General features: G+C 65.9%; 22 protein-coding genes and 1 tRNA gene. 9 read left to right on the top strand and 14 right to left on the bottom strand.

What is annotated here, in order from left to right:
• The first annotated feature begins 385 nt into the window (after positions 1 to 385).
• The 3 genes from MUN73_RS16460 to MUN73_RS16450 all read left to right on the top strand — a co-directional run bounded on the left by MUN73_RS16460 (position 386) and on the right by MUN73_RS16450 (position 4,388).
• Positions 386 to 3,499: an adenosylcobalamin-dependent ribonucleoside-diphosphate reductase gene (locus MUN73_RS16460; protein WP_250141600.1), complete on the top strand. Its 3,114-nt coding sequence runs from the start codon at positions 386 to 388 to the stop codon at positions 3,497 to 3,499.
• A 140-nt stretch (positions 3,500 to 3,639) separates the two neighbouring features.
• Positions 3,640 to 3,780 (top strand): HVO_2523 family zinc finger protein, encoded by a 141-nt coding sequence (locus MUN73_RS16455; RefSeq protein ID WP_250141599.1) that lies wholly within the window; start codon positions 3,640 to 3,642, stop codon positions 3,778 to 3,780.
• Between the two features lie 83 nt (positions 3,781 to 3,863).
• Positions 3,864 to 4,388 carry a response regulator gene (locus tag MUN73_RS16450; protein WP_250141598.1) on the top strand — a complete coding sequence of 175 codons (525 nt, stop codon included), beginning with the start codon at positions 3,864 to 3,866 and terminating at the stop codon, positions 4,386 to 4,388.
• Positions 4,389 to 4,466: 78 nt separating this feature from the next.
• Here MUN73_RS16450 and MUN73_RS16445 read toward each other — a convergent pair whose 3' ends face one another.
• Positions 4,467 to 5,246, bottom strand: a complete 780-nt coding sequence (locus tag MUN73_RS16445) for a VTT domain-containing protein (RefSeq protein ID WP_250141597.1) — start codon at positions 5,244 to 5,246, stop codon at positions 4,467 to 4,469.
• Positions 5,247 to 5,341: 95 nt separating this feature from the next.
• On the opposite strand from MUN73_RS16445, the gene MUN73_RS16440 reads away from it, so the two are divergent.
• Complete coding sequence (locus MUN73_RS16440; RefSeq protein WP_250141596.1) at positions 5,342 to 5,764, top strand: DUF5830 family protein; 423 nt, start codon at positions 5,342 to 5,344, stop codon at positions 5,762 to 5,764.
• Positions 5,765 to 5,785: 21 nt separating this feature from the next.
• Here the strand turns inward: MUN73_RS16440 and MUN73_RS16435 are convergent, their stop codons facing one another.
• A complete protein-coding gene (locus tag MUN73_RS16435; RefSeq protein WP_250141595.1) occupies positions 5,786 to 6,922 on the bottom strand; it encodes a DUF7115 domain-containing protein in 1,137 nt (378 codons plus the stop codon).
• Between the two features lie 112 nt (positions 6,923 to 7,034).
• On the opposite strand from MUN73_RS16435, the gene MUN73_RS16430 reads away from it, so the two are divergent.
• Positions 7,035 to 7,185 (top strand) — tRNA-Met (locus tag MUN73_RS16430).
• 283 nt (positions 7,186 to 7,468) lie between these two features.
• Here the strand turns inward: MUN73_RS16430 and MUN73_RS16425 are convergent.
• Positions 7,469 to 7,804 (bottom strand): hypothetical protein, encoded by a 336-nt coding sequence (locus tag MUN73_RS16425; protein ID WP_250141594.1) that lies wholly within the window; start codon positions 7,802 to 7,804, stop codon positions 7,469 to 7,471.
• Entirely contained in the window at positions 7,801 to 8,121 is a 321-nt protein-coding gene (locus MUN73_RS16420; protein WP_250141593.1) for a MarR family transcriptional regulator, read from the bottom strand. The genes MUN73_RS16425 and MUN73_RS16420 overlap by 4 nt, the downstream gene beginning before the upstream one ends.
• A gap of 496 nt (positions 8,122 to 8,617) precedes the next feature.
• Here MUN73_RS16420 and MUN73_RS16415 point away from each other — a divergent pair, with 496 nt between their 5' ends.
• Complete coding sequence (locus MUN73_RS16415; protein ID WP_250141592.1) at positions 8,618 to 9,769, top strand: outer membrane lipoprotein-sorting protein; 1,152 nt, start codon at positions 8,618 to 8,620, stop codon at positions 9,767 to 9,769.
• 15 nt (positions 9,770 to 9,784) lie between these two features.
• On the opposite strand, the gene MUN73_RS22885 is transcribed toward MUN73_RS16415, so the two are convergent.
• From MUN73_RS22885 to MUN73_RS16390, 6 genes are all read right to left on the bottom strand, one after another.
• On the bottom strand, positions 9,785 to 9,892 hold the full coding sequence (locus MUN73_RS22885) for a DUF7989 family protein (protein WP_465261000.1): 108 nt from the start codon (positions 9,890 to 9,892) through the stop codon (positions 9,785 to 9,787).
• A gap of 125 nt (positions 9,893 to 10,017) precedes the next feature.
• Positions 10,018 to 10,317, bottom strand: coding sequence for a DdfA family disk-determining factor (gene ddfA / locus MUN73_RS16410; protein WP_250141591.1), 300 nt, complete (start codon positions 10,315 to 10,317; stop codon positions 10,018 to 10,020).
• Between the two features lie 107 nt (positions 10,318 to 10,424).
• A complete protein-coding gene (locus MUN73_RS16405; protein ID WP_250141590.1) occupies positions 10,425 to 13,562 on the bottom strand; it encodes a PAS domain S-box protein in 3,138 nt (1,045 codons plus the stop codon).
• A gap of 72 nt (positions 13,563 to 13,634) precedes the next feature.
• Entirely contained in the window at positions 13,635 to 15,302 is a 1,668-nt protein-coding gene (locus MUN73_RS16400; RefSeq protein ID WP_250141589.1) for a gamma-glutamyltransferase family protein, read from the bottom strand.
• A 70-nt stretch (positions 15,303 to 15,372) separates the two neighbouring features.
• Positions 15,373 to 16,431 (bottom strand): DNA-methyltransferase, encoded by a 1,059-nt coding sequence (locus tag MUN73_RS16395; protein WP_250141588.1) that lies wholly within the window; start codon positions 16,429 to 16,431, stop codon positions 15,373 to 15,375.
• 132 nt (positions 16,432 to 16,563) lie between these two features.
• Complete coding sequence (locus tag MUN73_RS16390) at positions 16,564 to 17,124, bottom strand: hypothetical protein (protein WP_250141587.1); 561 nt, start codon at positions 17,122 to 17,124, stop codon at positions 16,564 to 16,566.
• Positions 17,125 to 17,529: 405 nt separating this feature from the next.
• On the opposite strand from MUN73_RS16390, the gene MUN73_RS16385 reads away from it, so the two are divergent.
• The gene (locus MUN73_RS16385) at positions 17,530 to 18,174 is read left to right on the top strand and encodes a hypothetical protein (protein ID WP_250141586.1); all 645 of its coding nucleotides are present in this window, start codon (positions 17,530 to 17,532) and stop codon (positions 18,172 to 18,174) included.
• A gap of 10 nt (positions 18,175 to 18,184) precedes the next feature.
• Here MUN73_RS16385 and MUN73_RS16380 read toward each other — a convergent pair whose 3' ends face one another.
• Positions 18,185 to 18,772: an NADPH-dependent FMN reductase gene (locus MUN73_RS16380; RefSeq protein ID WP_250141585.1), complete on the bottom strand. Its 588-nt coding sequence runs from the start codon at positions 18,770 to 18,772 to the stop codon at positions 18,185 to 18,187.
• A 161-nt stretch (positions 18,773 to 18,933) separates the two neighbouring features.
• Between MUN73_RS16380 and MUN73_RS16375 the strand changes: the two genes are divergently transcribed.
• A complete protein-coding gene (locus MUN73_RS16375) occupies positions 18,934 to 19,905 on the top strand; it encodes a nucleoside recognition protein (protein WP_250141887.1) in 972 nt (323 codons plus the stop codon).
• A 100-nt stretch (positions 19,906 to 20,005) separates the two neighbouring features.
• Here the strand turns inward: MUN73_RS16375 and MUN73_RS16370 are convergent, their stop codons facing one another.
• The 3 genes from MUN73_RS16370 to MUN73_RS16360 all read right to left on the bottom strand — a co-directional run bounded on the left by MUN73_RS16370 (position 20,006) and on the right by MUN73_RS16360 (position 22,254).
• Positions 20,006 to 20,914 (bottom strand): AEC family transporter, encoded by a 909-nt coding sequence (locus MUN73_RS16370; RefSeq protein WP_250141584.1) that lies wholly within the window; start codon positions 20,912 to 20,914, stop codon positions 20,006 to 20,008.
• A 78-nt stretch (positions 20,915 to 20,992) separates the two neighbouring features.
• Complete coding sequence (locus MUN73_RS16365; RefSeq protein WP_250141583.1) at positions 20,993 to 21,232, bottom strand: glycine zipper domain-containing protein; 240 nt, start codon at positions 21,230 to 21,232, stop codon at positions 20,993 to 20,995.
• A 65-nt stretch (positions 21,233 to 21,297) separates the two neighbouring features.
• Positions 21,298 to 22,254, bottom strand: a complete 957-nt coding sequence (locus MUN73_RS16360; protein ID WP_250141582.1) for an HhH-GPD family protein — start codon at positions 22,252 to 22,254, stop codon at positions 21,298 to 21,300.
• 193 nt (positions 22,255 to 22,447) lie between these two features.
• On the opposite strand from MUN73_RS16360, the gene MUN73_RS16355 reads away from it, so the two are divergent.
• Positions 22,448 to 22,750, top strand: a complete 303-nt coding sequence (locus MUN73_RS16355; RefSeq protein ID WP_265339276.1) for a HalOD1 output domain-containing protein — start codon at positions 22,448 to 22,450, stop codon at positions 22,748 to 22,750.
• Positions 22,751 to 22,806 lie beyond the last annotated feature (56 nt).

The following is a 22,806-nucleotide window of genomic DNA, read 5'->3' as shown; positions in this document are numbered from 1 at the left end:
CCGGCGACGGCGTGACGAGCGGATGGCGCCGACGAGATCACCGGAGGTACCGGCGTGAAAGAGAAAACCACGCGAGGGAACGGCGAATACGTTCGATCGGGGCCACTTTCACGCCGCTCTGAAAATCGTTAAGACCGTCGGCCACGTAGTGTCTCACAGCACAGGAGACGCCCGTTTCGCCGGTCGTGCTCCGCATCGAACACGACAGAAAACAGAAACATCTATACAACCAGAATTGGACTATTACAAGCAAAGTAGGATGGGATCACACATTTTAAGGTGGATGCATGAATACCAGACCTTCGTCACGAATGATGCAAGACAGGACCCGGCCCCACGCCAGAATCGGTATGCGGCAGCGGGGTAGCGACGAGGTGACCCGCGCATGAGCGAGTCGGAACTCTCCGCGGAAGAACTCACCCTTCCCATCAAGCGCACCGACGGCGACACGCTCGAGGAACGGCTGACGGACAACGCCTATCACAACATCCTCCCGGCGCGCTACCTGCGCAAGGACGCGGACGGCGACCTCGTCGAGGAACAGGAGGATCTCTTCGACCGGGTCAGCAAGAACATCGCGCTCGCGGAGGCCGTCTTCGAGGCCGAACGGCGAGACGTCGAGATCACGGTCACGCCGGACCAGCTCAAGCCCGACCACCCGCGGCGTGACGAACTCGCCGAGGAGGTGTTCGGTGCTGGAACCGCTGCAGGGGACACTGCCGAGACGGCGCTGTCTATCTACAACGTCAACAAGTTCGCCTACGACACCGTCGTCCCCGAACTCCCCGACGACATCCGCGACCACGTCGAGGACGTCGCCGACGAGTTCCAGGGGATGATGGAGAACCTCGACTTCATGCCGAACTCGCCGACCCTGATGAACGCCGGCGACGAGCTCCAGCAGCTCTCGGCGTGTTTCGTCGACTCCCCCGAGGACGACATCGACGACATCCACCAGACCGCCAAGGAAGCCGCGCAGGTCTTCCAGAGCGGTGGCGGCATGGGTTATGCCTTCTGGCGGCTCCGTCCCTACGGCGACGCCGTCGGCTCGACCGGCGGCATCGCGTCCGGGCCGATCACGTTCATGCGCACGTACGACCAGATGTGCGAGACGATCGCCCAGGGCGGCGCTCGACGGGGCGCACAGATGGGTGTCATGCGCGTCTCCCACCCGGACGTCATCCAGTTCATCCACGCCAAGAACAAGGACGTCTCGCTGGCCGAAACGCTGCGCCTGAACGACCCCGACGACTTCACGCACAACTCCTTCCAGGAAGCCCTGGAGGAGGCTCGCGAACTCATCGACGACGAGGGCCGGGTCCCCGAGCATCTCCGGAACGCCGTCGAAGGGCACCTCTCGAATTTCAACATCTCCGTCGGGATCACGGACGACTTCATGGAGGCCCTGCAGAACGGCGAGGAGTTCACGTTCACCAACCCCCGGACGGGCGAGCCACACATCGCCACCGAGGAGACCAGGGAGCTCTACGAGATGTTCGGCCTCGCCGAGCACGTCGAGGTCGGCGAGGAACTGTCGATCCCGGCCGAAGAGCTCTGGGACGACATCGTCGAGGGCGCCCACGAGAACGGCGAACCCGGCGTCATCTACCTCGAGCGCGTCAACAAGCAACACTCCTTCGACGTCGAGAAACACCCCGACCACCGCATCCTCGCGACGAACCCCTGTGGCGAACAGCCGCTCGAGGAGTACGAGGCCTGTAACCTCGGCCACATCAACCTCTCGACGCTCGCGGACCTCGAGGCGCCCGACTGGCGCGTCTGGTACGACGAGCACGGCGACGAGTACGACTCGCTCGCCGAGGCCGTCGACGCCTTCCTCGCGGACGCCGTCGACTTCGAGGAGTTCGATCGCCGCATCGAGATGGGAACGCGGTTCCTCGAGAACGTCGTCACGATGAGCGACTTCCCGGTCGAGAAGATCGAACAGAAGGTCCGGGAGATGCGCAAGATCGGACTGGGAATCATGGGACTGGCCCAGCTGTACATCCAGCTCGGCATGGAGTACGGCAGCGAGGCCTCCAACGAGGTCGCGCGCCAGCTGATGACCCACATCAATCACGAGTCGAAGTGGACCTCCCACGAACTCGCCACGGAGCGCGGAAGCTTCGACGAGTGGGACAAGTCCAAGTACGCGAACCCGACCGAGTACTGCGAGTGGTTCGAGCACCAGACCGGCCTCGACGCCGACGACTGGGAGGACGGGTTCCCGATCCGGAACCACAACACGACGACTATCGCCCCGACCGGCACGACCTCGATGGTCGGCAACACCACGGGCGGCTGCGAACCGATCTACAACGTCGCCTACTACAAGAACGTCTCCGACGACGTCCAGGGCGACGAGATGCTCGTCGAGTTCGACGACTACTTCCTCCGGGTGCTGGAGGACAACGACATCGACGTCGAAGCGGTGAAAGAGGAGGCTCAAGAGCAGATGGCGACGAACCAGTTCAACGGCGTCGAGGGGCTCTCGACGGTGCCGGACGCCATCGGCGAACTGTTCGTCACGACCGGCGACCTCTCGGCGAAAGAGCACGCCGGCGTGCAGGTCGCCTGTCAGGAGGGCGTCGACTCCGCGATTTCGAAGACCGTCAACGCGCCGAACGACTCGACGGTCGAGGACGCCAAGGACGTCTTCGAGTACATCTACGAGCACGGCGGCAAGGGGGTTACGTATTACCGCGATGGCACCCGCAGCAAGCAGGTGCTGACGACGCGTGCGAAAAACACCGACTTCGCCGACGAGACCGAGGCCGCCGAGGCGCTGGTCGAACAGATCGACGAGATCTTCGGCGGCCTCGAGGCGTTCCTCGAGAGCGAGGAGGTTCAGGACGTCCTCGAGGAGGAACTCGACTCGCTGGTCGGCGACGCCGACGGCGAAGAACCGGTCCACGTCGACTTCACCGAGAAACGCGAGCGGCCAGACGCGCTCCAGGGCGTTAGCCAGCGGATCGACACCGGCTACGGGAAGGTCTACGTGACGATCAACGAGGATCCCGAGACGGGCCAGCCGTTCGAGCTGTTCGCGAATATCGGCCACTCGGGAGGCTTCACGAACTCCTTCACCGAGGCGCTGGCGAAGGTCATCTCGACCTCGCTGCGCTCGGGCGTCGACCCCGAGGAGATCGTCGACGAACTCTGTGGCACCCGCTCGCCGAAGGTCGCCTGGGACAAGGGCGAACAGATCCAGTCGATCCCGGACGCGATCGGGACCGCGATGCGCCGCTATCTCGAGGACGAGATCGACAAGCCGTATCCGACCCAGCAGACCTTGGAAGAGTCGGCTGACCCCGAGGCAGTCGACCCCGACGGGCCCAAGACCGACGGCGGGGCGGCGGCCGCGAGCGAATCGGACGACGCCACGCAGGACCTCATCGACGCCGGCGAATCGCCGGAGTGTCCCGACTGTGGCTCGCTGTCGCTGTACTACTCCGAAGGCTGCAAGACCTGCGAGTCCTGTGGCTGGAGCGAGTGCTGAGGCCCGGTTAGACCGTTCCTGACGGGCCCCACGGCGGTCCGGTTTCGATGTGACGCCGGGACGGAACTGCGATCGAGCCGAATCGATTTTCGACGCCCCTTTCCGAGTCCTTACTACCCCGACGCGAGTAGCTAGCCGCGATGACCGACGACGAGGAAGCCGAGAAGGGTGGACGACCCTGCCCCCGGTGTGACCAGCCCCTGTTCAGGCGCCACTGCAAGTACGTCTGTCCACAACACGGGGTCGTCTACGACTGCTCGGACCCGTTCTGGCAGTCCTGACGTCGACGATCGGACGACTCAGTGCGTGAGTTCGGCGGAACTGATACAAGACGACGGTCTGTCGTCACGGACGAACCACCTCCATGGCTACACAACCGACGATCCTCGTCGTCGATGACGAGCAGGAACTCGCGGACCTCTACGCGATGTGGGTCGACGAAGAGTACGACGTCCTGACCGCCTACGACGGCCGATCGGCGCTGGAACAGATGCACGGGAACGTCGACGTCGTCCTGCTCGATCGCCACCTTCCCGACACCACCGGGGACGACGTGCTCGACGAAATCCGACGGCAGGGATACGACTGCTGGGTGATCATGGTCACCGCCGTCGATCCCGGACTCGACATCGTCGAACTCGACATCGACGACTACGTCACCAAACCGGTGACGCGAGTGCAACTGACCCGAATCATCGAGAACCTCCGCGTGCAATCGCGGTACTCCGACGACGGCCGCCGCGAACTCGAGGCGCTCTCGAACAAGATGGAGACGCTCGAAGACGAACACTCGGTCGACGACCTCGAGGGCACCGAGGCCTACCAGCGACTCGAGTCGGACCTGAAAGCCATGGGCGATTCGCTCGTCGAAGACATCGGCGGTCGGTGACCGTTCATACGGACTCCCGTACGTCGTGGCCGGCGCAACCGCGACCCGTCCGCGGTTGCACCGGTACAGCAATCCGTATCAGCCGTCCGCCCCGTGCCCCGACTCCGTCGATCCCCGCCGGGTTCGGGCCACGCGATAGACCGGTCCCGTGAGCAAGACGCCTGCCGCGATGGCACAACCGACCGTGAGACGGATCCCGACGTCACCGAGCCCGGCGGTCGTCACCGTCGCGGCCGACGCGCCGACGACGACCGCGGCGACCGTCCACGGGAGTTCGCCGATCGCAGTCCCGACCACCAGGTGACGGAGTCGAACGTCGCTGACCGCCGCCGTCGCCGTCGCCACGTCCGACGGGATCGGGGCCAGCCGTGACGCGACGACGCCGCGAAGGGGCCCGGCAACGCCGTAGTACCGATCGATCGCGGTGCCAGTCCGGTCGAAAACCCGCCCAGCCACCCCGCCGAAAGCCACTGTCGGGGTTGCCGGTCCGGACTCGGCCGTGGGCTCGACCCTGCCGTCGGTGCCAGCGTCCTGGCGGGCAGCCGCCCCGGTTCCGGTGAGCCGACGAACGGCGACGAAGACGGGAATCACGGTGGTGACGACGCCGAGCAGGGCGATCGGGACGCCGAGACCCACGCCGTAGCCGTAGCCGACGACGACCGCGAGCGGCGTCGTCGGCCAGGCGAACAGCGGGCGCACGAGATAGAGCCCCGCGACGACGACCGCGAACTGGTAGGGGTCCGACGCGAGGCCCGTGACGGTCTCGATCGTCCGCGACGGCGAGACCAGCATCCCCACGGCGACCAGGCCGCTGACGAGAAGGAGTCCAGCGATCGCCCGACCGGTCGCCGACGACATCGATCGCAGTTTCGTCTCGAGTACCGAAGCCTTTGTGCCTCGTCTCGGGGTGCGCGACGCAACGTTTATTCGATCGGCGAAAACAGGAGACAACGATGGCCGACGACCCCGAGGACGCCGACGACGTCGATCCAGGGACCGGTGGAACCGCCGCCGACGACGTGACCGACGATCGGGTCGCACTCGGCCTCGCACTGCTCGAACGGCTGGAACACGAGTCGCTCCCGCTTCCCGCGGTCGTCGATCGCATCGAGACGGTGACGACCGATCCGACGGTAACCCGGACCATCCTCGATCGCGCCGAGTTGCAGGGCATCATCGATCGGGAGGACGGCATCGTCCGCCCGAAGAGCCGCCAGTACGTCCGCTTCGAGCAGGACGTGATCACCAAAGAGGGGGACTTCTCCTGCAAGCGCTGTGGCTCGGGGCTGTCGACGGGCTACTTCATCGACCTCGAGGCCGGCGAACTCGGCCCCTTCGGCTCCTCGTGCATTCGAAAGGTGACCGGTCGCGAGTAGCTCCCCCGGCGACGATCGCACCTACCGCCCCTGGCGCAGTTCCGCGATCAACTGTTCGATCGTCTGTTGCTGTTTCTCGATGCGATCGCTCTGGCGTTCGACGGCCGCCTCGAGGTCCTCGAGGCGGTCGAGCAGTTCGGGGTCGGGACCGCTTGCGGGCTCGGACGTCGGCTCCGTCGCGACGTCCGACGAACTCCCGGCCGCCGCCAGCAGGTCGTCCGTATCGATTCCCGTCGACTCGCGACTCTCCGCCGGGGTGTCCTGCCGGGGCGATCGATCAGCCGCCCCGTCCGGTCGATCGCGATCCCGGCTGGCGTCGACGGCGTCCGGCACCGCGCTGTCGCTCGCGAGCGGGTCGGTCGACTGGGACCGAGATTCCGCCCGGTTGGCCCCGGTCGTGACCGTCTGCTCGCCGTCGTCAGCGTGGTCGTCCGGCTCCGGCGGGTCCGCGTCGAGCGGATCGACGCCGTCACCGAAGTCGACGGTCCCGGTGGACCGCTCGGCCGCCGGCTCGTCGTCCTCGCCCACGACCTCGTTGAGTTCCGCCAGCGACTCGACGTCGTGGTACTCGAACAGGGCGCGCTGGAGCCGTTCCCGAAGGTCGTTGGCGTCCTCGTTCGGGGCCTTGATCCGCTGGGGGCGGCCGTCGACGGTGAGGACGATCTGCGTGGCGACGCTCCCGTCCTCGAATTCGAGGTTCGTCACGTCGTCGTAGTGGTACTCCTCGTAGTCATCGTCCCAGACGGCTTCCCCGATGTGCTTGACGAGTCGATCGCTGGTGACGATCAGCGTGAGTTCGCTGAATCGGTAGGTCTTGGCGACCGTCTCGCCGGCGTCCGTGATGCCGTTGCCGTTCAACACGCCCGCGAGGACGGGGTGGAGCACGGCGTCGGTCTTGCTCGCCGGAACCGAGAAGTCCGTGGTCCCCTCGAGGGCGTACTCGAGGGTGAACTTGGTCTTGCGCCGCCCCTCCGAGAGGGTGAGGCGATCGGCGTCGTGGGGGAATTTGTCGACCGATTCGTCGCTCAGGAGCCCATCGGCGCGATAGATGATGGTGTTCGTGGGGGTGATGAAGAGTTCGTCTTCCCCGCCGAGAGAAACTCGCGCCGAAATCTCCTCGCCATCGAGAGTAGACTGGACGATGCCGGGAACGCTCATGCCCCGCAGTTCGTATGGCCCTGCCATAAATCCGTGGGTAGCTGTGACTCCACTTCCCACGACGGTCTCGAATGAGAAGCTTAAAGAATAGCACCGCACTACGGGAGAACGAGCCCGGGTGGCTTAGCTGGACATAGCGCCGCACTCATAGGGTTCAGAGATTCGGTGCGGTACGCCTTGGAAGCCTCCGTGTCCCGTAGAGGACTGCCGAGCCTCGGACCTGGGACATGCGGAGATCGAGGGTTCGGAGCCCTCCCCGGGCATTTTCAACGACGCCACGAGTCAAGGACGAGTGGCAATACCGAAAATGGCCGGGGAGGCGGAGAACCCGGTGGTCTTGCGCGAACGTCGTGAGCGCAAGGCAGGAAAGACGAACGGAGTGAGTCTTTCCGTGGTTCGGAGCCCTCCCCGGGCATGCTTCTCACAGGCATCACGATTCGAAGACGAGTGATAACAGTAGTTGGTAGCGCGATTTCCTTATTCAGTCTGTCCTCTGAATAGAGATCGGGGGTTCGTAAGGGCGCTGAGCCATGGGAAACGGCGCTCTTAGCGAACACCGAGATATCCAGCAGCTTCGGTAGCGATTGTCTCTGTTGTCGCCTCGACAAGGTGTCCCTCTTCGCGTTCCATGTCGACATGCCGAATCGTGACGACTGTCCACGGATTTACGTAGCTCTCCCTCGGTAAACCGCCCGAAATGAAGTCCTCGTCGGTGAGCGGGATAGCAACCGCCCGTCGCGTCGTCGTAGCCGCCGCGTAGAGCGCTTCCTCGTCGTGGAACGGGTGTGTGCGATCACTCAGGCAAACGTATGGCCGGTAGTCGTGGTCCGCGAGAAGATCGGGGCCTTTTACGACCGCGCCGCGCTCGTAGACGTCCGTCATTCCTCGTCGCCGTAGTAGTCGTCCGTCGTCGAAGCGGAACTGGCGTTCGTCTGTGCAGCGTAGGAGGCGAGACGGTCGTCCTCGGCGATGGCCCAGTATCGGCCGCGGTGGCGAACGAGGCCACGATCCTCAAGGCGGGAGAGTGCAGCGCCGACGCTCCCGCGCTTGATGCCGGTCGCTTCGTGGAGTTCCGTCTGCGTGAACGCCTGATCGCTGTGGGCCGCGAGGAATCGCAGTAGTCGATACGGGTGCGTCCCTTCCTGGATATCGAGTGCGTCCACGGGTTCTTCGTCGAATCGGTCGATGCTGATTGGCATATGTAATAGAACGCAATATAGCGCAATAAGTCTGTTGGGGCGAGAAATCCTTTTGCATCGACGAACAGCAGGCATGGTTAGTCGCTCAACCAGTTACCGGTCCAACGGCCGAACGTTTCAGGAAACACTCTGAATAAAGAATTCATATTACCGGCTACTGATAACGCTGAGAAGCATGCTCGGTTCGCTCCGAACCCGGTGGTCTTCACCGAGCGAAGCGAGGTGAAGTCAGGAAAGACGAACGCTGTGAGTCGTTCCGCGGTTCGGAGCCCTTCCGGCACTTTTCGAAGACGCCCCGAGTCGAAGAGGGGTTGCCACGCCGAAACCGATCGGGGGCGGAGAACCTGGTCGGTCTCGCGCGAGCGCCAGCGAGCGTGCGGCAAGAGAGATCCTGGATCCGATCGCTCGGTTTGCTGGACAGGGCGCGCTCGTCCAGGACCTGCCTGTAGTCGGACGGATCGAAACAGTTAGAAGACTAACTCGAAAAGCGATCGCTATGGAAACGCGTGGGGTCCGGGTAGCCGCAGTCGTCGTCACGGCGCTGGCGCTCGTGCTGGCGGGCTGTACGATGCCCGTCGGGGACGATCGCGAGCCGGACGGGACCGAACTGATCGAGTCGGCGATCGACGAACGAGCGACCGTCGACGGCCTGCAGGGGGTGCGGACCACGACGGTGAACGCGAGCAACGGGACCGTCTCGACGACCGTCCGGGTCTGGGAGCGGCCTCCCATGGAGCACCGGAGCGAGGTCCTGGAGGCGTCGGGGCCGGAAGCGCCGGGCGATCTGATCGTCAGTAACGGGTCCGAAACCTGGACCTACGACGCCGAGGACGACACGGCGATGCGGTACGAGGGGCCGGTCGAGGGGCCCGAATCGGGGGCGACCGACGCGGACGAACTACTCGAGGGTTACGACGTCGCGTACCAGGGCACCGAAACGATCGGCCAGTGGGAGACCCACGTCGTCGAGTTGAACGCGACGGACGAGCGGCCGATCGAACGCTCGATCGGCCTGCAGGTGGGCGACACCGAGTACGTACTCCCGCTTTCCTACGGCGAGAACGCGACGGGCGAGCGGACGATCACGCGGGAGCGGTGGTGGATCGATCGGGAGACGTCCTTCCCGGTCAAACAGCGGATCGAACTCGACGGACCCGGCAGCGAACCGACGACGATCACGGTCGAGTACGACGAACTGAAACTGGACGCGGATCCCGCGGACGATCGGTTCGCCTTCGAACCGCCGGCCAACGCGACGGTGGCGGAGCCGGCGAACCTGACGACGGTCGAATCCCCGGCCGACGCGGCGGCGTCGGCGTCGGTGTCCGTCCCGGACCCGCGGGTACCGGCGGAGTACGAACGACGCGACGTCACCGTCGAGGACGACGGCTCGGCCGTGGCACTGTTCTACGAGCACGAGGACGATCCGCAGAAGACGATCTACGTCGAGACGGCGACCGAAGAACTAGACGTGCTCGAGTACGGGGAGGTCGTCGCGGAGGCCGTCGGCCCGATCGATGCGACCCACATCGAGTTCCCGACGATGTCGACGCTCGTCTGGACGTGTGGCGGTCAGTACTACGACGTCAGTGCACCGCTCGGCGTCGACGCGTTGCTCGCGATCGCTACTTCGATCGACTGTCGGTGAGTCGGCCCCGGACGGTCACTCGGGGTGGGATTCGTCGCCCCGGTGCCACACGTTGGTAACGGAGTCCCCGCTCGGCGGCGTGTGGCTGACGTCTTTCATCGTCTGCGTGCGTTGATCTGCCATGGTTGACAATCGTACACGAGCTTCCTATAAATCGATTGTGGGTGGTGGATAATTACAATATAATGTGTTTATACACCACCCAGTAACCGCACCGAACAGCGAGAAATGAATACGAAAAACGCGTCTTACGCGTCGGCGACTCTGATTTCGCCGTTAGAATCGACAGTGACCAGACAATCGTTGTATTCGAAGGTTACGGACCCCCCCGATCGCAACCCGTCCGCCCGCGGCTCGAAGAGTCGTTCGAGAGCGTCAGCGTTGATCGCGTAGTGAAGCGGGTCGAGTTCGGTAACGTCGACGTTACAGAACGTCGCGACGGCATCCGCGACGGCGACACTGAGTGGTTCGTCGTCGAGTCGATCGTACTGGACGGCATACTGTTCCTCGGTCGATATCGACGGCGATCGTGAAGTCATTTCGGTCATTGGATAGGTACCCCCATACGCTGGAAGACAATCGAACTGTTTGGGACTCGGTGCAAAGAGATTGATCGTTAACTGTGTAAGCCGAGTTTCGAGCGGGGGTTAAGTCTTTAACCCTCTGGAACACCGCTCGTGCTATCGAACAGCGCCGCGAGGAGTTTTTCCTCGACGGTCCGGACGTGTTTGTGAAACGCCGGCGGCGAAATGTCGAGCGACTCGGCGATCTCCTCGCCGGTCGTCTCGCGGGGCCACTCGAAGAACCCGCCGTGGTAGGCGGTCTGGACGACTTCACGCTGGCGATCGGTAAGCGTCTCGAGCAGGGCGTTGCGACTCCGAGCGTCGAGCGTCGTCTCTTCGACCGTCGGCTGTTCGCGACGGGCGACCATCGATACCGGGAGCCCGTGGCGTTCGACGTCCGACAGCACCTCGCGGATCTCGATCGCGTCCGGCACGTCGACGATCGCGCGAGCCGTCGTCCCGTCGGTCGTGAACGACCGCAACGTGGCACCGTGAGCGTCGACGATCGACCCGAGGAACGACTCGGCGAACTGGAGTTGCACCAGCGTCTGGTCCGCCGTCTCCGCGATGATCGCTACGCGGTCGATGCCGTCGACGTCCGCTACCGCGTCGTCGAGGTCGGCGGCGTCGATCGACCGGTCGGCGGCGACGAACACGATCGTCGACCCGTCCGCTCGTGACGTCGCCCCCTCGAAGGTCAGGCGCGTGTCGAGTCGGGCCGCGAGCCGACACAGGATCGACTCCTCCTCGAGTTCCAGTTCGATCTCCGTCCGCTCGTCGTCCAGCAACGCGTTCTTGCGCTTGACCGCGTCGATCGCGTACGCGATGGTTTCACCGAGTTCCGAAAGCGTCGACCGGAACGTTTCGTCGAAGACGTCCCGGTCCTCGCCGTATATCGTGAGTACGCCGTAGAGGAAGTCGTCGTAGACGAGCGGGACGGCGTACACCGACTGGAAGTTCCGTGAGAGGGCGTCGGCACGCCAGGCACCGTCCCGGACCGCGTCGGCGACGTTTTCGACGTAGGTCGGCGTCCGGGTCCGTGCGGTCCGACCGGCGGGTTCGGCGGCCGAGTCGTCGACGGTCGTCACCGTAACCGAGTCGAGATAGCCCCGATCGAGTCCCGCGACGGACCGCGAACGGATCCGGTTCCCGCTCGGGTCGGGTTCGCCGATCCAGGCCATCGAACAGGAGTCGAGGTCGGCCAGCCTGTCGCAGATCCCCGCCTCGATCTCGCTCCGGGAGTCGGCCATCAGGAGGAGCTGTTCGATGTCCTGGCGGACCTGGTTGGCGTGGTTCAGTCGCTCGAGGTGGATGTTCTGCTGTTTGAGTTCGCGCTCGTGGTCGTGGAGTCGACTGGTCCGGCCGATCCGGTCGAGTGCGGCCTCGGCCGTCGTCGCGAACAGGTCCGCGAGTTCGACGGTCTCCTCGTCGTACGCGTTCGAATCGGGCGAGAGTGCCACGAGCACGCCGTGTTCGCCCAGCGGGACGTAGAGCGCGCTCCGGACGGTCGCCGCGTCGAACCACCGGTCGGTGCCGTCGACGTCGTCGACGACGCGCGGGTGTCCCTCGACGAACGTCTGCCACGCCAGTCCCTCGTCGGGCCCGAGACGGCGCGGCGACCCGATCGTCGTCTCGAACGCGGACGAGTACGCCGCCGGAACGAGTTCGTTGTGCTGCTCGTCGAACCGGTAGACGACGCTGTCGATGTCGAGGACCTCGGTCGCGACGTCGACGATGTACTCGCACGCGGCCTGTTTGGATTCGACCGTGAGCAGGTGACTCGTCGCCTCGTGGAGGGCGTTCAGCGTCTCCTGGTACTGGACCCGCTCGGTGACGTCGACCGCGACGCCGATGACCCGATCGACCGTCCCGTCCGTGGTGATCGGCCGGTACCAGCTTTCGAAGACGCGATCGCGGACCCGTCGCTGGCAGTGGACCGACTCGCCCTCGAGGGCGCGTCTCGCGTCCTCCCGGATGTCGGGATAGTCCTCGAACACCTCGAAGATCGTGTCGCCGACCACCTCGGACGGTTCGATGCCGACGTTATCGAGGCCCCGCCCCTCCGAGAGCGTGAACGTGCCGTCCTCGTCGAGGACGTAGAGAATGATCGGGGCGTTCTCGACGAGGGTCTGGAGCCGTTCGGTCCGCTCCGAGAGTTCACGCTCGCGTTCGACCCGGTCCGTGATGTCGCGGAAGTAGACCGAGATGCCCGATCGGGAGGGGTAGATCCGCGCCTCGACCCACATGTCGTAGGGGTCGTAGTACCGTTCGAGCGTGCGGGGCTCCTGTTCGGTCATCGCCTCGAGCGACTGCTCCTCGAACGCCGTCCCTCGCATGCCGGGAAACACGTCGAGGAACTCCCGGCCGACCAGTTCCTCGGGCTCGAACTCGATCAGTTCCCCCGCTCGATCGTTGACGTAGGTAAAGCGGAACTCGGTGTCGAGCGCGAAGAACGCGTCCGTCACCCGCTCGAACGACTCGCCGAGTTCCTGTTGAACCCGGTGGAACTGCGTCACGTCTCGTATCGAGGCGATTACGCCACCGACGACCGGGTCGTCGAGCCGGTTCGTCAGCACGGCCTCGTAGACGCCCCAGGTGTCGTCGTCGTCCCGGTACCGGTACTCGACGGTTCGCGACGCGCCGAGGTCGTCCGCACAGACCGCCTCGAACGCCTGGACGACGTCGACCCTGTCGTCGGGATGGACGGCGTCGATCACGTGGTCCCCGAGCAGGTCGGTCGGTTCGGCGCCGACGACCCGCTCTACGGACGGGCTGACGTACGTCACCCGCCCCGACGCCGAGAGAACGGCGAGCAGGTCCGACGATCGTTCGATGAGCGCGCGAAACCACTCCTCGCGACGCTCGACGGCCGCCCGTGTCGAGTGAAACTCGATCGTCTGCCGGAGTCGGTTTGCGAGCAGCGACGGGTCCTCGAGCGTCGGCGTCGCGACGACGTCGGTGGCGTCGTCGAAGGGATCGTCGTCGCGGTCGGCGTCGGGATCGACGACGAAGAGCACCGGTTTCGATTCCACGGCCGGGAGGACGGCCCGGTCGTCCGTGAGGACGCAATCCGCCGCGGCGAGGTCGGCGTCGTCGACGTCCGCGATGGGACCGCTGATCGTGATCTCGTCGTCCTCGAACGCCGCCGAGACCCGCCGGGCCCAGTCCCCCGAACCGACGACGAGGACGCACACCGGGATCGGCTCCGGACTCGCCAGACCGCTGTTCATATCCTCGCTGAGAGGGGTGCACGTAAAAACCTCGCGTCGATTTTCAGCTTTTCTGATCGGTCGTCGAGCCGATCAGTAGCCGATCGGGGTGCCGTCTTTCCGGGGTTCGGTCGCACCGGTGAGCGTCTCGCCCCGCCGGCGGACCAGCTGGGCGCCGCCGAACATGACCGGCGGGAGGACGGAGACGTCGTGGCCCTTGCGGGCCAGTTTCGCCGCGTTCGGGAGCCGTTCCTCGACGCCGAGCGTCCCGTCCTCGCGGTACCGCCAGCGAGGCGCGTCGAGCGCCGCCTGCGGATCCATCCCGTAATCGACGATGTTCGAAAGCACCTGGACGTGGCCCTGCGGTTGCATGTACCCGCCCATGACGCCGAAGGCCATCCAGTCGTCCGCGTCCAGTTTCGCGATCGCGGGCACCAGCGTGTGGAACGGTCGTTTCCCCGGTTCGAGGCTGTTCGGGTGGGACAGGTCGAGCGAGAACGAGGCCCCGCGGTTCTGGAGCGCGATCCCCGTCTCGCCGGCGACGAGTCCGCTCCCGAAGCCGGCGAAGCGGGAGTTGATGTAGGAGACGAGGTTCCCTTCCTCGTCGCCGACGGTGAGCAAGACGGTGTCCGTGTCCTCCGCGTGCGCGTTCGGCACGCCGACCGCGGGATCCTGGATCGGCGTCTCGCCGATCGCCTGCGCCCGTTCTCGCGCGTACGATTCGTCGGCGAGCGGCGGAACGTCCTCGTAGGTGGGATCCGTGACGTAGTGGTGGCCGTCGACAAACGCGAGTTTCGTCGCCTCCGCGAAGGCGTGGACCCGCTCGGGCGAGTCGTAGTCGTGATCGCCCGCACCGATCGCCTCGGCGATGTTCAGCGCCTCGAGCGCGATCAGCCCCTGGTTGTTCGGCGGCAGTTCGTACACCTCGGCCCCGTTGTAGGTGGTGCTGACGGGGTCGACAAACTCGGGTTCGAAGGACTCGAGGTCGTCGTGGTCCATGAACCCGCCCGCGGACTGGATCTCCTCGACGATCGCGTCGGCGATCGGACCCTCGTAGAACGCGTCCGCGCCCTCCTCGGCGATTTGTTGCAGGGACTCGCCCAGCCGAGGGAGGGTCACCGTCTGGCCCGGGTCGGGGCTCTCGCCGTCGAAAAGGTACGCCTCGCGGGCGTGTTCGTCCCGGAAGAGATTCTCGGCCCCCTGCCAGTAGTGCGCGATCACCGGCGAGACGGGATACCCCTCGGTCGCGTACTCGATCGCGGGCTGGAGCACCTCGCCGAGCGTCTTCCGACCGAGTTCACGGATCGTCGCCTCCCAGCCGCGGGCAGTCCCGGGAACCGTCACCGCGTGGGGGCCCAGAAACGGCATCTCGAGGTCGTCGCCGCTCGCGTCGCCGTCGACGGCGTACCCCCGAGACGCCGGATAGTATCGATCGAGTGTGTCCGCATCCGCCGCGTCGAGCGCGCTCCGTACGTTCTCGATCGTCGCCTCGGCCGGCGCGGCCCCACACGATCGCATCGCCCCCACCTCGCCGTCGGCGGTCCGGTAGAGCGCGAAGACGTCCCCGCCCAGACCGGTCGAGGTCGGTTCGACGACGTTGAGCGCCGCCGCCGTCGCCACCGCGGCGTCGAACGCGTTTCCACCCTCCCGGAGGATCGACACGCCCGCCTCCGCGGCGAGTGGCTGGCTCGTCGCGACCATCCCGCGGTTCGCGTAGACGGTCGATCGGCGCGAGTCGAAGCGATCGAGATCGACGTTCATGCACACGATCCTGTGAGGCGTGGCTCATAATCCTGTGGGTCCCGGCCGGCCCTCCGTCGACCGACGAGGCTCACTCGATCGACAGCGGTTCGTGTTCGGCCCAGTACCCCTCCTCGAACGGGACGACCGACGACACCTCGCGGAAGCGAATCCCCCGCTCCATCTTCGTGACGACGTCGGTGTCGTAGTGGTCGGCCTCGTAGGAGAGGTCCTTGCCGTCCGCGCGGCGATCGGCGACGAACTCGCGGTGGCGATCGAGTCGCGCCCGGCCGATCGATCGCGAGAGGTCCGGAACCGACGCGACCCGGTCGTCGAACACCTCGCGGAACGCCGGTTCGAGTTCGTAGCCGATCGAGTGTCGCCCGGCACACATCGCGGCCAGCGACGTCGTCCCGGTCCCCCAGAACGGGTCCAGAACGGTGTCGCCGTAGGCCGAGTACATACAGCACAGGCGGTAGGGTATCTCGAGCGGGTAGGCCGCCGATCGGTCGCGGAGGTCGTCGTCGACGGCGTCACCCGAGAGGTCCTGTAGTTCGCCGCGAACATCGGTCCAGACGTCCGAGAACCAGCGGTTGCGCTCCTCCCAGAAGAAGGCCGCCTCGTACCGGCGATCGGCCCGCGGTTCGAACTCGCGGCTGTCGACGCCGTTCCGGAAGACGAGCACGTACTCGTGTTCCAGCGTGACGTAGGCGTTGGGCGGGAGCGTCCCGCTTCCCATGAACTTCGCGGCGCTGTTTGCCGGCTTGCGCCAGAGGACGTCCGGCAGGGGGTCGAACCCTCGCGACTCGAAGGCCTCGAGGATCCGGGCGTGGTTCGGATACACCCGGAAACTGCCGTCGACGGACCGGGTCGCGTCTCCGACGTTGATACAGGCGATTCCGCCGTCGACGAGCACCCGCTCGAGTTCGTCCCAGACTCGATCGAGCTGGGCGTGCATCGCCGCGAACGCCGCTCGACCGTCGCCGGCCGCGAGCGCGTCGCCGACGGCCGGATCGAGGTCGGTAAAGAGGTCGTCCCACATCTCGATCATTGGGTACGGGGGCGAGGTGACGACGAGTTCGACGGCGTCGTCGGCGACTGCCGACAGGTCCCGGGCGTCACCGACGTACACGCGATGAGTCGTCTCCATTGGCACACAGTGTCGGCGTGGCCCTCTTAGTAGTCGTGGTGTCGGCCACGGCCCGATCGGTTCCGACGATGGTCGCGTCAGAAAAAATCGAGAATCGGCGACGCGTACGCGGGATTCGTGTCGCTCGGCAGTTTATTCCTCTTCTTCGTCCTCCTCGTCGGCTGTCTCCTCCCCTTCGTCCGCCTCGGCCGCTTCTTCCTCCTCGTCCACCCCGGCACTGGTCGCCGGTTCGAACTCCTCGATCGGTTCCCACTCCTCTTCCTCGCCGCCCCCGAGGCGACGCCGAAGGAGGACGGCACCGGCGATCACGCCGAGCGTGATGATGATCCGTGGGAGTCGCGAAGGCGATCCCTCGGCCTCGGATTCCCCATCCGCGGCCGAGACGTCCGCTTCCCCGGACTCGCCCGCGACGTCTTCGACGACGTCCTCGATGATCTCCGGCTCCTGGACGTCCTCCAGCGGCGTCTCCTCGAGTTCTGTCGACTGTCGTCCCGCGAGGAAGCCCACGGCCGCCCCCAGGCCGAACAGTGCCCCCGCGAGCGGCAGTCCTCGCCCGCCCGCCGGCCCGCCACCGCCGGATTCTTCGACGCCCTCGAGAATCGAGTCCCGGAGCGGCGTGTCCATCCCTTTTTCGACTGCCTCCTTTACGACGAGTTCGTACAACGTCCTGTCCTGTCCTTTCGTCTCGGGCATAATTCGCCCCGACCACACCGCCGTACATAGTTCTGTCCACCGTTTCGATCGATCGACCCAGCAGGCCGAACGTTACACGTCGGCTACCAGTTCCGTCCGTCGCCGGTCGTGCCGCCGCCGTCTGCCGGTTCGTCGGATCCGTTCACGGAACGGGGGGCTCGCGTACGGTCACCGATCGCCGACACGGGCCCGGTCGAATCCCGGGGGATTTTTTCGGCGACGGATGGGGGAGATCCTGAACGGTCGCCTCGGAGCCGCTACCGACGGATATTCCCCATCCCCTTTCGAGTAAATCCACTATTTCGGCCCGTGAAACACCCGGCAGAGAGCCGTTTCCGTCGTCTCTCGGTCGGGGGAATGGGAAAGCGTCGCATAACGAAACCGGTAGCCCCGAAGTATGCAGGTATGAGCGTCATTCGTCAGCCGGAGGTGCTCGGTCGCACGACCCGACGGCGGGTCGTTGGCGTGACCGCGGCGCTCTCGGCGACGGCGGTCGAGACCCTTGCCGTCGGGCTCTGGTTCGGCCTGGTCATCGGCCCTCGAACGACCTCGACGGCGCTCGCCGGTCTCGGGATTCTCTTCTGTGGCTCGTTGCTCAGGGCCGGCGTCTTCGGAATGACGGTCAGCGACGACGGCGATCTGATCCAGCCACGACGGCTGGGAGCGGCACTGTTGCTGACGACTGGCTGGGTCGTCTGGCTCTGGGTGGCGGAACTGATCGACGGGGTCCCCGGCCTCGTCGTCGCCACGGTCGTCCTCGTCTGGATCCTGGTCGTCCAGTTCAGCGTCGAGCGGCGCGTCTTCCGCTGCCGGATCACCCCGCAGGTCGCCGACGCGCCGATCGGACCCGCGCTGTTACTGGCAGCCGGCGCGGCGACGTTGCTGGTCTCGGCGTGGTTCGTCGAGTGGACGGCGACCTCGCCCGCGCTCTCGCTCGGCGTCACCTCCTTCGTCGTCTGGATCGACGCGCTCCACCTCGGCGTGTTCGTCTTCGTCTTGTTCTCATTTCTGGCCCACCAGCACCGGTTTCAGCGACTGCTGAACCCCTGAGTACCCCGTTTCACTTTCCTTCCGCACCCACGTTCTGATCGCCCTCGAACGACCCTGGATCCGGTTCGATGGTCGCGTACTGGACCGCACGCCGACCGAGCGTCGCGACCCGTTCCTCCAGTTTCGGGTCGACGAACTCAGCGTCCTCGAAGGCCGCGCTCCCGTTCGGGATCGCCGCCTCGTGGGGGATCACCCACGCGTTGAGCGCCCGACAGACCGATCGCATGTGGTCCAGGGCCGTCACGGGGAACGCACCGCCGGACACCGCCAGCAGGCCGACGGTCTTGTCCTCGAACTCGTCGAACCCGCAGTAATCGAGGGCGGACTTCAGCGGCGAGGAGTACGAGCCGTGGTACATCGGCGTCCCGAGCACGATCGCGTCCGCCTCCCGGACCCGTCTGGCGAGGACCTCTGCGTCCCCGGCGTCAGCCCTGTCGACGTCCGCGTCGAACAGCGGCAACTCGAACTCGCGGAGGTCGAGCAATTCCGTGCTGGCACCGGCCCGATCGGCCGCGGTGAGCACCCGTTCGAGGGCCCGTCTGGTGTAACTCGCGTCGCGCAGACTCCCACTGATAGCGACGACGTGGATATCGGACATGGCTGGTGTAACGAACGGGACCGGCAAATATGTACCCGATCTCGTGTCGACGTGACACGTCCGTCACGTCGCCGTTCGTCGGCCGCGAGAGACGATCGGTCGCGGTCGACACGATTGCCCGATCCGACGCCCCTTTGCTGTCGGCCTTCGAAGCGGGCGGTGTGCCGTCGATCGTCTCGATCCTGCTATCGGAGGCTCTCCCGCGGATCGCCACCATCACGCTCCTGATCGGTGCCGGCGTCGGACTCGCGAATCTCGCCGTCGCGTACGGGCTCGTCGACGTCGTCGCTCGCGTGGGCCGATACCTCACCGAACCCGCCAATCTTCCAGAGGAGGTCGGCGCGGCAGTCATCACCAACACCGTCTCGGTCACTGCGGGGTACGGCATGCTCGCCGAGTTTCGCGAGTCGGGCCTGCTGGACGATCGCGCGACGCTGATCGCCGTCGTCGTCAACACGTTCTTCGGCTTCCTCCAGCACATCGTCACCTACTATGGCCCCGTCCTCGTCCCCATTCTCGGCCTCCAGGTCGGGCTCATGTACGTCGGTGCGCGCGCCGGCATCTCGCTCGCGATCACGATCGTCGGCCTGCTCGCCGGGGCCGTCCTCCTGCGTGGCTACGAGTACGACAGCGGTTCGATCGATTCCGACGCTCCGGACGGAGACGGTGACGACGGACCCCGCACCCACCGCGAAACGGTTCGCCACGCCGCCGGCAAGACCGGCGACCGCCTCCGATCGATCGTCCCGCGGCTTGCGATCGTCTACTCGCTGGTCTTCGTCGGCCTCGAGTACGTCGACCTCGAGGCCATGACCGGGATCGCCGAACCGCTCACCGCACTGATCGGCCTCCCTGGCGCCGCGGTGCCCGTGATCCTCGTGTCGACCGTCGACCCGACCAGCGGCGCGATCGCGATCGCACCCCTGATCGGCGACGTCTTCACCCCCGAGGAGGCGGTCGTCACGCTGCTCGTCGGGAGTCTGGTCTCGCTCACTATCGGCACGGTCAAGCGATCGATCCCGTTCCAGTACGGCATCTGGGGCGCGGAGTTCGGGACGAAGGTGATCGCCGTCAACGTCGGCCTGAAAGCCGTCTTCATCGCCGTCTCGATCGTTGGCTTCCTGCTCCTGTAGGGTCCGATCGATCGGGCGACGGGCGGGCCGTTCGAAGATGGGCGAGTCGAGGGGAGTGGAGCCGCGGATTCGACCGCCAGGGGCCCGCCCGCTTACGCTCTCATCCGACGAGTTCGATCAGCACGAACAGCGTCCCGATCGAGGCGACGGTCGTGGCGAAGACGTTCAGCGAGGCGAAGGCCGTGTCGCCGCCGAGTTCGCTCGCGAAGACGTACGTCGAGACGGCGGTTGGCGTCCCGAGCATCACGACGCTGGCGGCGAACGTGGCCGGATCGACGGCGAGCGCGGAGAAGACGACCCACGCGAGCATCGGCATGCAACCGATCTTGAGCGCGACGACGGCCGCGGTCGCGCCGACGTCGATCGACGGGAGGTCGACGCGGAGCGAAGCCCCCACGCAGAGCAACGCGAGCGGGAGCGCGAGCGACCCGACCGCGTCGAGTCCGGCGACGACGGGGCCGGGAACCGCGAGGCCGACCGACCCGATGGAGAGGCCGACGAGCAACGACGCCAGCACGGGATTCGTCAGGAGCGATCGCAGTTCGTCGCCGACGGCGGCCTCGGCCCCGTTGAGGGAGGTCAGTACGAGGATCGTCAGGGGCACCTGCATCAGCGAGACGACGCCGAGGACGACGCTCGCGATCGCCGTCACCGCGCCGTCGAACGTCGCCGCCACGAGCGGCAATCCGAGATAGCCCAGGTTCGAGTGGTACGACTGGACGATCGCGACGCTCCGGCGACCGTTCGATTCCCGACCCCGGTGGACGACCCAGGCCAGCCCCGCCGTCCCGAACAGCACGACGAGAAGCCCCCCGAGCAGCGCCGGCGAGAGGAGGTCGTCGATCGCCCGGTCGTACGTCGAGACGACGATCAGCGCCGGGAGGGCGACGTAGTAGGCGACGGCGTTCAGCCGAGCGGTCCGGCCGGCGGTCAGGACGCCGATCGCCCGCAGTCCCGTGCCGAGCAACAGCACGACCAGCAAGGCGACCAGTCGAACAAGCACCTCCATACGCTTCGCCAGTCGACTGGCGGGTTTGACCGTTCGGATTCGAGTCGCGGACGAAAAGAGCGATATCGCGGCTACGAGTCAGTCCCGGACGTCCGACTCCGATCCGGACCGCAGGCCGCCGTTCAGGTCACCGACTCGCTCGATGGCCGCGTCGACGTCTCCTCGCTTCTCGCCGACCGTCGCGCCGACCAGCGCGCCGATCGCCGCACCCGTGCTGGCGCCGTTTCGACTGATCAATCCACCGACGAAGGCCCCGATCGCAGCACCGGTCGCCGCGTAGCGGGCGCGGTTCAGCGCGTGTGTTACACGTTCGAACATATGTTACTCTTCGTGACAGCCGCTGATAAAGATACGTCATTCGATCCGGCCGACGGCGCTCCCGGTTAGCGCTGGAGTCGGGCGATCGGCTCGTCGCCCGACCGATCGACGTCGACCAGTCCGTCGTCCGCGAGGTCCTCGAGCAGGCCGAGGAGCCACTCCCGACCGTACTCGCCGTCGGGGGCGTAGTCGACCCGGATGCGGTGGCCGAGCGCGTCGATTGCGAGTTCGTCGTACTCCCGCAGGGTGCCGATCACGCGGCCGCGGAACTGGCGACGGCTCCCTTCGAAGCTGGGCTGGGTGGGGACGTCGGGGGCGGTGAAGTCGCCGCTCTGGTAGGCGTGACACCACTCGCGCCACGGACAGCCGACCTCGTCGCAACGCGGCGTCTGCGTGCAGGCCACGCCACCGAGTTCCATGATCGCGTTGTTCCAGACGCGCGACTCGCCCGCGGGCATGAGGTCGTTCGCGGCCGTCTCGAAGGCCGCGTCGTCGTCCGGCACGTCGAAGGCCCGGTACGCGACCCGCTTGACGTTCGTGTCGACGACCGCGTCGCCGGCGTTGAACGCGAAACTCGCCACCGCGTTCGCGGTGTAGGGACCGACACCCATCAGGTCCTGCAGTCCGTCGGGATCGGTCGGAAACGCGCCGTCGTACTCCGTTTCCACCTGGGTAGCGGCCTCGTGGAGGTACTTCGCCCGGTTGTTGTAGCCGAGGCTGTGATCCGTCCAGAAGCCGACGACGTCGGCCCGATCGGCCGCCGCCAGGTCCGCGGTCGTCGGCCATCGATCGAGGAACGCCTCCCAGGCGTCGACGACCCGATCGAGCTGGGTCTGCTGGCTCATCACCTCGCTGACGAGGATCTCGTAGGGGTCGTCGGTCTCGCGCCACGGGAACGCGCGATGGTCGGCCTCGTACCACTCGATCAGCGCCTTCCGGGCCGCGGCGAGGTCGTCGGGAAGCGACCACTCCGGGTCGTCCTCGCCGGCGTCGGCGTCTTCCGCTGACTCGACGTCGCTCATCGATCGCCCTAGCGAGTGGCCCGTCTTACGTCTACTGATCGCGAACGTGAGCGCGGCGTCGATTGACCCCACGCCCGCCACGTACACGCTCCGCAGATCGAGCCGGCGATAACGTACACGTACTGTGACATACATACCTGTGTGGGTGTGCGGTTATATCGGTTCGCATGGTGCCTCGTGCACCGGAAATCACATGAGGACGAGTGACAGGACAGCAGGTCAGAGCGACCCACCGTTCACGGACGATCCGGATCCGAGTATTCGAGTGATCGGAGCCGTCGCGGACGCGCTGGGCATCGATCCGATCGAGTGCCCGCCCCTCTACGAGGTCACCGATCCGTCGGCACTGAACGAACTGTTTCGGGGCAAAGAGGACGCGAACGGGAGGGTTCGCTTCGAGTACGCCGGATACGTGGTCCTGGTGAACAGTGACGGGAGCGTCACGCTCCTCGAACTGGACGATTCCGACGAGTTCGAGCCGGACACGGACGGGTGAGATCACGGCCCGAATCGGGCGTGTACCGACTGCACGCCGTCGCCGGTCCCGGGATC

Source organism: Halosolutus amylolyticus (genome assembly GCF_023566055.1).
In the GTDB taxonomy this organism is placed as follows: Archaea; Halobacteriota; Halobacteria; order Halobacteriales; family Natrialbaceae; genus Halosolutus; species Halosolutus amylolyticus.
The sequence above is the reverse complement of the archived record's forward strand: the minus strand, read 5'-3'. Positions and strand labels throughout refer to the sequence as shown.

What these genes read in the sequence shown, in the direction of transcription:
- MUN73_RS16460 (WP_250141600.1), top strand. Translation starts at nt 386, where the DNA reads ATGAGCGAGTCGGAACTCTCCGCGGAAGAACTCACCCTTCCCATCAAG.
- MUN73_RS16455 (WP_250141599.1), top strand. Translation starts at nt 3,640, where the DNA reads ATGACCGACGACGAGGAAGCCGAGAAGGGTGGACGACCCTGCCCCCGG.
- MUN73_RS16450 (WP_250141598.1), top strand. Translation starts at nt 3,864, where the DNA reads ATGGCTACACAACCGACGATCCTCGTCGTCGATGACGAGCAGGAACTC.
- MUN73_RS16445 (WP_250141597.1), bottom strand. Translation starts at nt 5,246, where the DNA reads ATGTCGTCGGCGACCGGTCGGGCGATCGCTGGACTCCTTCTCGTCAGC.
- MUN73_RS16440 (WP_250141596.1), top strand. Translation starts at nt 5,342, where the DNA reads ATGGCCGACGACCCCGAGGACGCCGACGACGTCGATCCAGGGACCGGT.
- MUN73_RS16435 (WP_250141595.1), bottom strand. Translation starts at nt 6,922, where the DNA reads ATGAGCGTTCCCGGCATCGTCCAGTCTACTCTCGATGGCGAGGAGATT.
- MUN73_RS16425 (WP_250141594.1), bottom strand. Translation starts at nt 7,804, where the DNA reads ATGACGGACGTCTACGAGCGCGGCGCGGTCGTAAAAGGCCCCGATCTT.
- MUN73_RS16420 (WP_250141593.1), bottom strand. Translation starts at nt 8,121, where the DNA reads ATGCCAATCAGCATCGACCGATTCGACGAAGAACCCGTGGACGCACTC.
- MUN73_RS16415 (WP_250141592.1), top strand. Translation starts at nt 8,618, where the DNA reads ATGGAAACGCGTGGGGTCCGGGTAGCCGCAGTCGTCGTCACGGCGCTG.
- MUN73_RS22885 (WP_465261000.1), bottom strand. Translation starts at nt 9,892, where the DNA reads ATGGCAGATCAACGCACGCAGACGATGAAAGACGTCAGCCACACGCCG.
- ddfA (WP_250141591.1), bottom strand. Translation starts at nt 10,317, where the DNA reads ATGACCGAAATGACTTCACGATCGCCGTCGATATCGACCGAGGAACAG.
- MUN73_RS16405 (WP_250141590.1), bottom strand. Translation starts at nt 13,562, where the DNA reads ATGAACAGCGGTCTGGCGAGTCCGGAGCCGATCCCGGTGTGCGTCCTC.
- MUN73_RS16400 (WP_250141589.1), bottom strand. Translation starts at nt 15,302, where the DNA reads ATGAACGTCGATCTCGATCGCTTCGACTCGCGCCGATCGACCGTCTAC.
- MUN73_RS16395 (WP_250141588.1), bottom strand. Translation starts at nt 16,431, where the DNA reads ATGGAGACGACTCATCGCGTGTACGTCGGTGACGCCCGGGACCTGTCG.
- MUN73_RS16390 (WP_250141587.1), bottom strand. Translation starts at nt 17,124, where the DNA reads ATGCCCGAGACGAAAGGACAGGACAGGACGTTGTACGAACTCGTCGTA.
- MUN73_RS16385 (WP_250141586.1), top strand. Translation starts at nt 17,530, where the DNA reads ATGAGCGTCATTCGTCAGCCGGAGGTGCTCGGTCGCACGACCCGACGG.
- MUN73_RS16380 (WP_250141585.1), bottom strand. Translation starts at nt 18,772, where the DNA reads ATGTCCGATATCCACGTCGTCGCTATCAGTGGGAGTCTGCGCGACGCG.
- MUN73_RS16370 (WP_250141584.1), bottom strand. Translation starts at nt 20,914, where the DNA reads ATGGAGGTGCTTGTTCGACTGGTCGCCTTGCTGGTCGTGCTGTTGCTC.
- MUN73_RS16365 (WP_250141583.1), bottom strand. Translation starts at nt 21,232, where the DNA reads ATGTTCGAACGTGTAACACACGCGCTGAACCGCGCCCGCTACGCGGCG.
- MUN73_RS16360 (WP_250141582.1), bottom strand. Translation starts at nt 22,254, where the DNA reads ATGAGCGACGTCGAGTCAGCGGAAGACGCCGACGCCGGCGAGGACGAC.
- MUN73_RS16355 (WP_265339276.1), top strand. Translation starts at nt 22,448, where the DNA reads ATGAGGACGAGTGACAGGACAGCAGGTCAGAGCGACCCACCGTTCACG.